The organism is Snodgrassella sp. ESL0304, from assembly GCF_013344995.1.
Lineage (GTDB): Bacteria > Pseudomonadota > Gammaproteobacteria > Burkholderiales > Neisseriaceae > Snodgrassella > Snodgrassella alvi.
This window is the reverse complement of the sequence record NZ_JAAEDR010000014.1, coordinates 102,835-115,749: the sequence shown is the minus strand read 5'-3', so window position 1 is coordinate 115,749 and position 12,915 is coordinate 102,835. Positions and strand designations below refer to the sequence as shown.

The 12,915-nt window shown below is 41.2% G+C and carries 7 protein-coding genes; 3 read left to right on the top strand and 4 right to left on the bottom strand.

From position 1 onward, the window contains the following. Window positions 1-10: 10 nt before the first annotated feature. Window positions 11-3,904 (bottom strand): translocation/assembly module TamB domain-containing protein, encoded by a 3,894-nt coding sequence (locus GYX91_RS07265; protein ID WP_174830419.1) that lies wholly within the window; start codon window positions 3,902-3,904, stop codon window positions 11-13. Then, window positions 3,904-5,787, bottom strand: a complete 1,884-nt coding sequence (locus GYX91_RS07260) for an autotransporter assembly complex family protein (RefSeq protein WP_174830418.1) — start codon at window positions 5,785-5,787, stop codon at window positions 3,904-3,906. Before GYX91_RS07260 ends, GYX91_RS07265 begins: the two co-directional genes overlap by 1 nt. A 293-nt stretch (window positions 5,788-6,080) precedes the next feature. Here GYX91_RS07260 and kdsA point away from each other — a divergent pair, with 293 nt between their 5' ends. Then, window positions 6,081-6,920, top strand: a complete 840-nt coding sequence (gene kdsA, locus GYX91_RS07255; RefSeq protein WP_370520382.1) for a 3-deoxy-8-phosphooctulonate synthase — start codon at window positions 6,081-6,083, stop codon at window positions 6,918-6,920. Window positions 6,921-7,000: 80 nt separating this feature from the next. Here kdsA and GYX91_RS07250 read toward each other — a convergent pair whose 3' ends face one another. After that, entirely contained in the window at window positions 7,001-7,567 is a 567-nt protein-coding gene (locus GYX91_RS07250) for an adenine phosphoribosyltransferase (protein WP_025331077.1), read from the bottom strand. Window positions 7,568-7,762: 195 nt separating this feature from the next. Here GYX91_RS07250 and GYX91_RS07245 point away from each other — a divergent pair, with 195 nt between their 5' ends. Continuing rightward, on the top strand, window positions 7,763-9,973 hold the full coding sequence (locus GYX91_RS07245; RefSeq protein WP_084586664.1) for a bifunctional (p)ppGpp synthetase/guanosine-3',5'-bis(diphosphate) 3'-pyrophosphohydrolase: 2,211 nt from the start codon (window positions 7,763-7,765) through the stop codon (window positions 9,971-9,973). Between the two features lie 129 nt (window positions 9,974-10,102). On the opposite strand, the gene GYX91_RS07240 is transcribed toward GYX91_RS07245, so the two are convergent. Further along, window positions 10,103-10,879, bottom strand: coding sequence for an N-acetylmuramoyl-L-alanine amidase (locus tag GYX91_RS07240; RefSeq protein WP_174830416.1), 777 nt, complete (start codon window positions 10,877-10,879; stop codon window positions 10,103-10,105). A 1,771-nt stretch (window positions 10,880-12,650) separates the two neighbouring features. Here GYX91_RS07240 and GYX91_RS07235 point away from each other — a divergent pair. Continuing rightward, window positions 12,651-12,818 (top strand): hypothetical protein, encoded by a 168-nt coding sequence (locus GYX91_RS07235; RefSeq protein WP_172397390.1) that lies wholly within the window; start codon window positions 12,651-12,653, stop codon window positions 12,816-12,818. The last annotated feature ends 97 nt before the right edge of the window (window positions 12,819-12,915 follow it).

Sequence of the window (12,915 nt, the reverse complement as noted above, 5' to 3'; positions counted from 1 at the left end):
CAGTGATGATTTAATCAAAACGGTGGGTATAGCGGATTTCACCTCCGGCCGATCCGGTACCTACGCGCACAATGCTTTGCAGTGCACGGCTAATCTGATAGGTAATGCTGACAGTCTGGGTCGCACTTTCAATTCCATACAGATAGCTGATATAAAGATTGTTAGACAGATGTTTACCGATTGTGATGGCCTGTTCTGCAGGATTCATTTCGCCAGTCTGACTATTTCGGGTTTGCTGGCTGGTAAGGCCGATTTCGTCAAGTAAACCAAGCTTGTCATTCAGGCCTCCGGCAAGCCAGGCACTGGCCGCAGCTGCAATGGCGGCTTCGTCACCGGCGCTGCCGCTGCTGGGACGATTGAGTATCAGCCACGATAGTTTGTCTTTTTCACTCATGGCTTCATTGGCTATCAGATTAATACGCGGGCTATCCAGCCGTCCGAGTGCTTCAACACCCGCACCAACCTGTGAATAACGGCGTTTGGCACGTATTTTCAAATTGGGATTATCCATCGGACCTACGAAAGAAATGGTACTCCCTTGCTGAATAACCAGATCCTGTCCGTAAGCTTTATATTGTCCGCGGACAACGTTTACTGTACCAACAATTTGAACTGTGCTGCCCGGATTGGCAGTAGCGGTAAGCTGACCGCCAAGCAGAACATCAATCCCTTCAGCACTGAAACGGAAAGCATCATTCATGTCTAAATCGAGATTGAGCCGGATCGGTGTAGGGCGTTGCTGTTCTGCTGTCTTTTCGCGACCCAGTACGACAACATCGTCATCTAACTGTGGCATTCCTGATTTTTGCATACCAAAGAGACCTTTATCGACTCTTAGTTTGCCGTTCAGAACAATTCCGTGTGCAATAGTATACAGTAGCTGAGTATTTCCGCTTATGGTAAGGCGACGGTTTATCTGATCAAAAATATTGTAATGGTCAAAGTGGGCAGTAACGTTAATATCTGGAGTCAGTTTGGTCATATCTACTACGCCACTGAGTTTAATAGTTCCGTCACGGCGCGCAAAACTAAGATTGTCAATTAACCAGCGCCGCCCCTGAAAGTGGCTTTTAAGGTTGCCGTTTTCAAGAATAGTGCCGTTGGCCTGATCTCGGTAGTAAAGGTTATTACCGGTAAGCGTACCATTAAGCAGAGGTTCATTCAGATGTCCGCTTATGCCGGCTTCTGCATGCATATTACCCTTAAGCTGCATGCCAATGGGCAGAAGATTGCGAATAGTGCTCAGATCAGGGCTATCAAGTTTTATACGCCCGCTGATAGGGGCTGTACGTACTTTGCCGTTATTGTCAGGAGTAATAACCAGTGTGGCATCTGTAGTTCCATAACGGGTAATACCACTCAGATGATTATTGATATGACCGTTCTGGAATTGTGCATCCAGACGTACATTTTGTAAGCCAAGTTTCTGCTGATGCTGTGGCAGAGTAATGTCACCGCCCTGCTGGTATAGTTTCAGATAGCCCTGCATGTGGCGACTGTAACTGAAGTTCCAGTCGCCACCAATGATCAGGTTTTGCTCAACGGGTAATTCTATGACGTTGTGTAATTCGTGCAAAGCCAGATTGCTGGCTGAACCACGGGTAATCAGACCTTTATCTTTATCCCAGTTCAGATTATTCAGAGTTAAGTTACCGTTCAATGCAGCCCAGCGTGCATTTTGCATGCTGACATGCTCGGTTCCGGCATCAAGCTGAATAGGATTGAGCAGTTTCAAATTAAGTGCACCACTTATATCCAGAGCATTAACTCGTCCGCGCCACTGATAATGCTGGTCCAGACCACCATGCGCACTGAGGTTAAAATGGTAAGCTTTGCCATCCAGAGTCAGATTGCTGCTACCCTGAAGCTGATGCTGGCTGCCGCGGCCATTGATTTTGATGTCGGTACTGTTAATGATCGTGGGTTTTTCGCTGGTGCTGCCGGCAATGCTGATATGATCTGCATTCAGGTTAACCAGTAATGGCTGATTAATATCAGGTGAACCAAGAAGTTTAAAATCCAGCTGATTAATGTTAAGTAGTTGAGCAATTTGCAGGTTGCGTGCCGCGCCAGTAAGATTTGCTGTAATTTTTTTGGGTTCTCCGGCGATAAAGCCTTTGGTGCTGAGCAAACCTTTCATGCCTAATCCGAATAATCCCAGATTGGGTGCATTGATATCAAGATTGAGCTTGTCACCTTTTTTACCAAAACTGCCATTGGTAACTATCCGGTTCGGGCCGGCATTCAGGTTAATATTGGCCTGTTCCAGATGCTGATTGCGATAGCGGATGACGGCTTTACCTGAAAGAGGTGCACCGGAAAGAATGCTGTTATGCCAGAGCATGTCTGCCTGAATGGCAGGTTGTTGTGCCAATTGTCCGTTAACGTTGATATGTCCGTTGATACTGCCTGCCGGAAAATCTGAATTAACTTTGGCGGGATTAAAATTGTTGCTGTTAATGGCCAGCTGGATTGCTTTATTCTGATACAGTGCCAGACTGCCTTTGGCATTAAAGCTGCCGCCGCCTTTGGGGGTGATGTTCAGTTTATCGAGTATCAGGGTTTGCTGATGTTTCTGTTCATCTGTAATAATCTGAATCGAACCTTCGCTGTTGCCTTTTTCACTGGACAGAAGCCATTGGGTAGTCAGTCCGTTGAAACTGCCGGATACACGAATATGACCATTAAGTGAACCGGGTAGTGGTGTAACCAGAGCATCGCTGGCGTAAATACGTAATAATTGGCTGTTGATATCGAGTTGTCTGGATGTACTATCGATATTTCCGCGGGTGATGATTTGTCCCTGCTGAAGCAGACGTGTGGTTAATGCCGGTAAGATAAGTTTGCCGTTATTATCGATGTTAATGTCACCTTCAATACTGCGTACAGGTAAACCGCCATGTTTAGCATCGTTATAGGCCAGTGGCTGTTCATTCCCTAGCTTAATATGTCCGGCAAGCTGGCTTTTGCCGTTGTTTACGGGTGCCAGATCTAAATTGAGATTGAGATCGGCAAATGGTAAGTTTGCATTAAAAGCAGCCGGATTAATATGGCGGCTTTGAAGATTCAGGCTGATGATTTTATGATTGAGTTGCAGTGCATACGGTCTGATGATGGCATGGGTACGGAAATGAATATTTCCGCCGTCCAGGCGGGCAAATATATCTGGCTGTTGCAGGCTGCCTTTGATGAGCGCAGCACTTTCAACCGCAGTTTTATCAAGGGTGCCGCTTCCGTTCAGCTGTCCGCTCAGTATAAAGGGTGTCTGAGCGGTAATGGCTGCATTGCCGTGAATGTTCTGCCATGGTGTATTCAGCTCACTGAGAATAAGCTGATGTTTGTGATAGTCAAAAGTGTAGCTGGCCTGGCTGGCAAGCAAAACTGGCATTTCTTTTTTACCCAGTGTGAATCCACCAAGCTGAATGTTATCAATAATAACTTGTAATGGCAGGCTGATGCTGTTGGGTAGGGTAGGAACGGGCTTGGGTTTGGGTACACTATGGTCTGTATAATTAATTTTACCAACATCGAGCAGCCGTACGTGGAAGCGACGTCGCCATAATTCACGATTGTTCCAGTCAAGACGTACTTTATCTATGGATAAGTCAAAATCGCGATGGCTGACGTGAATATCTGTGCCGGAAAACCCGCGCCAGATACTACCAGTCAGATTTTTTGTCTGGATGTGCACACCAAACCATTTCGGGACAGTATGTACACCAAAACGCAGACCGGATTCGGTACCAATCAGCCAGCATAATAGTGCCACAATAATAATAAACAAAGCCAGTAGAGAATACAGACTGGTTTTCAGCCATGATTTCCAGCGTGGTTTACGCGGGGGTACGGAAGGCGGCGTGGCGGGAACTGGTGTTTCGCTTGAGTTGATAGTGGTTTCAGCCATTAGAATTTAGTTCCCAAACTGATAGACCAGCGCCATTTTTCATCATGATGGCCATAGGCTATATCAAAGGCAAACGGGGCAACCGGATTAAACCAGCGTACTCCGAATCCGCTGCCATGACGCCATTGCATGTCGCTGAAGTTTTTCGATACCGAACCGGCATCATGAAAAAGCGCCAGAGAAAAATCCTTATACACTGGAATCTGGTATTCAACACTGGCTACAGCCAGCGTACGGTTAGGTAACACTGAATTATGTGAGCTTTTAATACCGATACTGTCTATTTCATAACCACGTACGCTATTGGCACCACCGGCACGGAACATCAGCACAGAAGGTATGTTTACTGCATCACCGGTATGTACATAGCCAATCTGGCTGCGTAAAAACCATGTTCCGTATTTTTTGTTTTCAGGGGTGAAATAGTAGCCGCCACTGGCTGTTATTCTTTGCATGGATGCCGATGATATCAGTTTGCCCAGAGTGGTGCCGACTTTGCCTTCCAGATAATAGCCATTAGCTGGCCGCAACTGGGTTTCTATGTTCTGACGTTTCCATGAAGCTGTCACCATGGTGGCATAGCTGTGTCCGAGATTAGGTCCGTTTTCAATTTTGCTGCTTTCAGTAACGTATTCAATCCCGATCCGCGAATCAATTCCGTCACGGTCTCGAACTTTCCACATCCCGCTGGATAAAGCGCGGCTTTCCAGATGCTGGACAGTAGAGTAGGTATAGTTAAGATTGCTGGTCCAGTAGTGACCGCGATTGTCACGCGGCTGGCTCAGACCTAAACCGAAAGTAGTTTCATAGCGGTCTGTATCCAGCAAGGTTGAACCGACAAAACCTTTATGAAAAACATTATAGTGGTCATACCCACCACGAAAACCCGGACCGTTTTTGGTGTCATAACGTAAACCAAAGGTCAGCTTCTGGCGGCGCATTTCACTGACTTTCACCAGAACCGGCACCTGATTATTTTCCATATGGTCAAAATCTGCATTGACTACGGCATTACCATAATGGCTGTCCTGTTCCAGTGCCTGCTGATAGTCCAGAAGTTTGTCCAGATCATAGGGAGAGCCTGAAGCAAAACTGGCCATACCGGTGACGATTGAAACAGGATATCGTTCATTTCCGCTAACGTGAATATCACCAAAGTATACAGGCTGCTTACTGTCAATTGTGAGGGACAGATCCGCCTTATTTTTTTGCGGATCAATAGTCGCACGGCTGGCGCTAATGGTTGCCAGCGGGTATTTTTTGCGCACAATAGCGCTGAGGACAGAAGATTTACTTGCTGACCAGTTACTCTGAGTAAACGGATCACCTACAGGCAGCACCCAGTTATCAATAGCAGTTTTGTAATAGTTGGTCAGATTATCATCACTGGTTACATCACCAATCAGAGAAACGTCGACATTTTCAATACGGGTCAGCGGGCCGGGCTTTATATGGATAATGTAACTATTACTTTGTTTCTCCAGATTAACTTCAGCATTGAAATATCCCTGAGTTTCCAGCATGGTTTGTGTTTGCTGAGGTGCTTCTTCTGCGAGGAAACTGAGCTGCTCATCGTCCAGATCTTCAATCAATTGTTGAGTAATCAGGGGCAGATGATCATTAATCAGTTTTTTTAAGAATGAATTGTTAATATCTATGGTTACAGGAACTCGAGGGCTTTTTGGTGTTTGAGGCTGTTTTTTTTCCTCAGATTCTTGCCCGTGCAGTAATCTGTGCAGCAGGCCGGTTTTGGGTGGCGGAACATCATCATCAGTATCATCACTGTCTGCTGGCAAGCTCACAGCCCACACCATAGAGGTAATGGACGACAGTAACATACTTAAAAGCAGCCATTGCAAGCGCTTCTGCGTGAAATATACCAAAATCAGTCCTGTTTCAGAAAGTTAAAACATATGTCAGTTTTTGCAGTCTGTTTATGTCTGCTATTGTAGCGTGAAACTGAAATTTCATCCTATGCCTTGAATGACACAGATATTCTATATTAATGTACAAACAAATTTAAAGTCATGATAACAGGTTTAGTGAAATGTTAAATCATCAAAGCTGTTTACTGACTTGGACGAATGTCTGACATTTTTGTAGAATAAATGATTTAGGTTAATATGGATTGTGTTATCCATTCACCCGAATTTACTGAGGATTAATTGTGGCCGGAATTATTCGTGTAGGCAATATTGAAGTAGCCAACCATTTACCGTTTGTACTGTTTGGTGGTCTGAATGTACTGGAAAATCTGGATTTAACAATGCGCACATGTGCACATTATGCAGAGGTTACCCGTAAACTGGGCATTCCGCTGGTTTTTAAGGCCTCATTCGATAAAGCCAACCGCTCTTCCATTCATTCCTATCGCGGAGTAGGGCTGGAAGAGGGAATGAAAATTTTTGCTGCGGTTAAACAGGAATTCGGTGTGCCGGTAATTACCGATGTACATGAACCCTATCAGGCTGCACCAGTAGCAGAGGTTGCCGATGTATTACAGTTGCCGGCGTTTTTAGCCCGTCAGACTGATTTAGTGGTGGCACTGGCACAAACCGGTAAAGTAATTAATATCAAAAAACCTCAGTTCCTAAGCCCGCACCAGATGAAGAATATTGTTGAAAAGTTTTATGAAGCCGGCAACCAGCAGCTTATTCTGTGTGAGCGTGGCAGCAGCTTTGGTTATGATAATCTGGTAGTTGATATGCTGGGTTTTGGTGTGATGAAAAAAGTTTGTGCTGATTTACCGATTATTTTTGATGTAACCCATGCATTGCAGCAACGTCAGGCTGATGCCGCAGCATCAGGCGGGCGTCGCAGTCAGGTACTGGATCTGGCATTAGCCGGTATGGCTACCCGGCTGGCCGGTTTATTTCTTGAATCACATCCTGATCCGGATAAGGCACGTTGCGATGGTCCCAGCGCTTTACCTTTGGATTTGCTCGAACCATTTCTTGCTCAGGTTAAAGCTGTGGATGAGCTGGTAAAAACCATGTCGGTACTGGATATTAACTAAATAAGTATATTTTTGTATAAAAAAGCAGAGCGTTTTGCTCTGCTTTTTTATTTATCAGGTAAAGTTCAACCAGAAGGATTTTATTGCTCAACAGAACCGGAATTCTGGTACAGCGTAAATAATGGTACTCCTTCATCTCGAATTTTTTTGCCGCCGGGCAGGTCTGTAAATTCGATAATGGCAGCTGCCTCTACTACTTCAGCACCCAGTTTACGAATCAGTTTTACACCGGCATTCATCGTACCTCCGGTGGCAACCAGATCATCTACCAGCAGCACACGAGTGCCCGGTTTTACTGCATCAGTGTGCATTTCGATGGTTGCATGTCCGTATTCCAGTTCGTAACTTTCCGCAATAGTAGTAAAAGGAAGCTTGCCTTTTTTACGGATGGGAACAAAACCGACATTCAGCTGATAGGCAAGAGCAGCACCGATAATAAAACCGCGTGCATCCAGACCGGCTACAACATCAATTTTCTGATCCATATACCGGTAAACCATTAAATCTACCAGCAGACGGAAGTACTGCGGGCTTTGTAATACCGGAGTAATGTCGTGAAATAAAATTCCTTCCTGCGGCCAATTCGGAATTTTGCGAATTTTTTCGGCCAGCGCGTCAACACCTATGACTTCGGGATGAGTCTGCATTATAAATCCTTTAAAAATAAAGACTATATGCGAAAGCTATAAACGCAGGACGAGCGAAGTTATTTGCATATAGTGTATGCGAAAGTTGCGCATAATAGCACTATTCCTGTTTTTCTACAGCCTAATATGAAGCATAAAATGGTCTGTTTTGGTAAAATGGTCGCCATAATTTACACAAATCAACAGGTTGATAACATGGTTAGCACGCCTGATCAAGCTCTTGTCACCAATCCATGCTTACCGTGTGTCTGGTTAGATGATTATATTGCCACCTTACCAGCGGCGATGGGAGTAATGCTCCGGCATGCCCAGAGTTTGGTAAATAACAGCTATCCGAAAGACGCGGTAACCTTTGCCGGTGAAGATCTGTATATCAATTTAATGGCTGCTGCTAAATCGGTAGCAGATATGGATTTGATGGCCGATGCTGTTGCCGCCACAATGCTGAGCTGTCTGCCCAATTATGTCACTGACTGGAAAAATATTGTCAAAGAAGAATGTGGTGACAGTGTAATGCAGCTGGTTGCTGGTTTGTATCAGGTACAGAAGCTTACTTATTTTGTCAGCATCAGCCCTCTGGCTACACAGGAGGAACGGCAGCAGCAGGCTGAAGCAATGCGACAGATGTTACTGGCGATGGTATCGGATATCCGGGTCGTACTGATTAAACTGGCTATGCGCGCCCAGACCATGAGCTACCTGAGTAAAGTCACCGACGAAAAATTAAAAAAAGACGTAGCTAAAGAAACCATGACAGTTTTTGCCCCTCTGGCAAATCGTCTGGGTGTATGGCAGCTGAAATGGCAGCTTGAGGATTTAAGTTTTCGTTATCAGAATCCGGATGAATATAAGAAAATTGCCCGTCTGCTGGATGAAAAGCGTACTGAGCGTCTGGACTATATTGAACATTTTGTTGATACCCTCAGACAGCAACTGAGCCGCCTGAATATGCATTTTGAAGTGGCCGGACGACCAAAGCATATCTATTCCATTTACCGTAAAATGGTAAAAAAGAAACTGAGCTTTGATGGTTTGTATGATATACGGGCAGTACGCATTCTGGTGGATACAGTAGCAGACTGTTATGCCACTCTGGGGATCGTGCACAGCTTATGGCAGCCTATACCGGGTGAATTTGATGATTATATTGCTCATCCTAAACCCAATGATTATCAAAGTTTGCATACTGTTGTCGTCGGACCTGAAGACAAAGGCGTGGAAATCCAGATTCGAACTTTTGATATGCATCGTTATGCAGAGTTTGGGGTGGCCGCTCACTGGCGCTATAAAGAGGGTGGCAAGGGTAATGAAGCCTATGAACATAAAATAGCATGGTTACGTCAGTTGCTCGACTGGCGCGAAAATATCGCCGAAAACGATAGTAGCCGTGAAGATCTGTCACGTGCTTTTCAGACAGAACTTTTTAATGACACTATTTATGTTCTGTCTCCGCATGGCAAGGTATTCTCTTTACCGGCTGGTGCCACACCGATTGATTTTGCCTATGCATTACATACAGATATTGGCAACCGTTGTCGCGGTGCCAAAGTAGACGGACAGATTGTTCCGTTATCCACACCATTGGAGAATGGTCAGCGGGTTGAAATTATTACTGCACGCGAAGGTAAACCGTCAGTTAACTGGCTGCATGATGGCTGGGTGAAAAGTAATAAAGCCATTAGTAAGATTCGTGCGTTTATCCGGCAGCAGAACGGTGAATCCATACGGGAATCAGGACGTGCTGCGCTGGAAAAACAGTTAGTAAAAATGCAGGTACAGCCAAATATTCATAAGCTGGCTGAAGCTCTGGGATTTTCCAGTGCAGATGATTTTTATCTGTCTATGGGGCATGGAGAAGTTTCCGGCCGCATGATTCAGAAAGCAGTCGATACTTTACTGGAAAAACCGGAAGCACCGGTAACAGAAAACCATTTAGTCAAACGCAGTAAAATTAAGAAAAATTTTGGTGGTGTTCTCGTTGATGGTGAGGCTGGTTTATTTACGACACTGGCTAAATGCTGTAAACCGGCATTCGGAGACAAAATTATTGGTTTTGTAACACGGGAACGTGGTATCTCAATCCATCGCAGCAATTGTTCTTCGTTTCAATATCTGGCTCAGATTTCTCCGGATAAAGTGTTACCTGCATCCTGGGCAAGTGATTCAGCCGGACAGGTTTTTGCTATTGATATTGAAATTCGTGCCAGAGACCGCAGTGGATTATTGCGTGATATTTCTGAAACACTGGCACGCAACCGGCTTAATGTTACTGCGGTACAGACGTTATCACGTGATATGGAAGCTCAGTTGCGATTTACTGTTGAAGTACAACAGGTAAATGATTTACCCCGGGTACTTAGCCACCTGAGCGATGTTAAAGGTGTACTCTCAGTAACCCGTTTATAAGCAATTGCTATCCGCTGCGGATAAATTATCAGCTTATTTATCATTTATCTGAACAAGCCACGGACTTTGTACCTATGTTCGTGGCTTGTTCAAACTGCTTAATATCTATTTCTTTTAAGTAAGAGAGTTTTATGCCTCCGGAAAATATTTTTCAATTAAAGCGTATAAGATAGCAACCGTTTCGCAATCCACTCTTCCGCTATAGTCTGTCGGACGGAAATGCAGTTGAAAAGCACGTATCAGTTTGTTCAATTGTTCAGCATCAGCGTCAGCACCGGTGATATCGTAACCATAACGATTTAATTGTTTTAAAATGGTTGCATTATCAGGTATCCCTTGCTTTGTGAATTGGATTAGATAATTTAATTTGGTTTTTGTATCAAACCAGGCGCCAATTCCAGCTTTGTACAGTTCTTTCCATGGAAAGGCCGCACCCGGATCACTTTTGCGTTGTGGTGCGATATCTGAATGGCCGATAACATGAGTTGGCGTAATGTCCGGATAACGCTGGAGAATATTCAGAGCTAGTTGTTTGAGCGCTTTAATCTGATTTATTCCATAGGATGGAAAAGTAAATATACCGTTATTATCGGTAGCCAGATTAACAACTTCTATACCTATGGAAGTATCATTCAGATTACTACGACCTTGCCAGCTACTGACACCTGCATGCCAAGCCCGGTCTGTTTCTGCCACCAGATTAAAAATACGCAGCTCTTTAAAGCCGGCTGCCTGATAGCTTGCTTCTGCTTCATCCGGAATCAGATAATGAATACTCGTATTTGGACCGGTGAGTGATTTGATCGAATCAGCAAAATTTTCAGCAGTATAATGCAATATTAAAAAACGTACGCGCTGATTAAAACTGTTTATAGAGCGATAGCTATTGTAGTCAATATTATACATATTATTTTCTCCTTTTATATGCTTTTAAGATTTTTTATAATTTAAATTAATAACCTAAGCTAAAGAAGTTAGGTAAATAAATTATATAGTTTATTTTTTATTAAGCAATACTTTATTCATGAAAATAATAGTTTAATTATAATATTTTAAATGAAAATTTTTAATTATTATAAAGATATAAATATTTTGTTATTTATTCTGTATTAATTTATTTAAAATCTCTTATCCCGGTTAAGAAAGAGAAAGATAATTGAATTATTTTAGCGAGAAGTAAAATAAAAAAACGAATAAAGATACACAAGCAGAAAATTTCACCTGAAATGAAAACAAGTTGTATAAGTTGTGAAGATTCTATAAAAAATAATATACCGTTAATAAAAAACAAAAAGAGGCAGTTTATCAGAGATAATCCGGAGCTGCTAAGTAAAGAAATAAATGAAAAGGATTCACTATTTTCAATATTAAAAAAAATATATTTTACAGGTTTAATAGTAGAAACAGATATAATCAATATAAAAGTTAAAAAATTAATTCCGAGCAGAATTAAGTTTAATTTTCCGATTCCAAGCAAAAGCTTGAATTGGTAAGTATAATCACCAATAGAATGGTAAAATCCAATCATGCAGATTATAACTAATGAGTAACTAGTTAAAAACATAAATAAATCTTCGGATACAAGTCTATAAGAAGAAATCTGAACATTTTTTTCTGCCCGTAAAAAATATTTTATGATTTTTATATTTATTAGTATAAAAAAACTGACTGCCCAGCAATATAAAATGAAATATATCATTAAACCATAAATAGTGTACGCTAAATCTCTGTCGATACCTAATAAATAAACAACAAAGTGAAATAGCAAAATTAAACCAATGTTAAGTGCTAATTTAAAAAATAAAGATTTAAAAGAAGATGATTGATTTTTGCTGTTGCGAATGAAAATAGTTTTAGTCGTTTTGAACAAAAAAAAGAAGTATAAAAAGAGAATGAAAGTTATTTCCATCAGACCCAAAACTGACTCTCGTGTAAAAAATTCATTAATATCTCTAAAACCCCTAGGGAGTTCGAGTATAATGAAAAAAACTATTGTAAATATTAAATAGTTAATTAAAAATCTGATCAATTTTCTGAGATTTAAGTAATGCTGAATCATATTTAAATTTTATTGTCAATAAAAATTATTTTATTATATATAAATTTTTTAAATTAAATATATTTAAATGTTGTGGTTTGATTTAAATCATATATATAATTGATCATTATATTGATGAGTCAGTTATCTTAATTGCCTTAAATTACAGCGACTGGAAAATAATATTATCTACTGCTGAACTCATTAAAATGTTTAGATTTATCACTAGCTGTTTGTATATTATGAATGACTGTTTAAAAATTAATTCTGGCTCGGGCTATTACATTTCTAATTAAAATGCTGCATTTGGTTCTGATGTTATAAATAATTGAGTACGGAATAAGTATATTGATTCATAATTAAATATAAAATGATACGAGTCATTATGTTTATTTTACAGTAAGTATTGAGTGAGGTTTATATACTTTTTTCCCGGAATTAATTAGTTAACATTTTTATCATTAAGCTGAACGTAAGAAAAGCCATTTAATTATTTTGGCGAAAAATAAAATTAAAAAACAGATAAAGATACAAAAAGAGCAGCAGAGAATATTAAGTAAAACAATATCTGTTTGATTATAATAGGTACTTAATAATCTATAACCCAAAATACTGATAAAAAAGGTAATAAGAAATAGTGTGAAATTAAACAGTAAAAATTTAAATGAAAGTGATTGTTTATTTTCAGTCCGGGAAAAAATTGCTTTTAAAGCTTTAATAACTATAGAAAATAAAAAAACAAAAAAATTAATCAGTGCTATTAAACCTAAAAAGAAACTTGCGCCTGATCGTTCACATTCATCATAAAAATAAAATAAGAGTGCTCCAACTGAGCACAGTATAAATATGAAATAACTGACAAATAATATTAAAAAATTTCTAGATAATTTTTTATGCAAAGAAA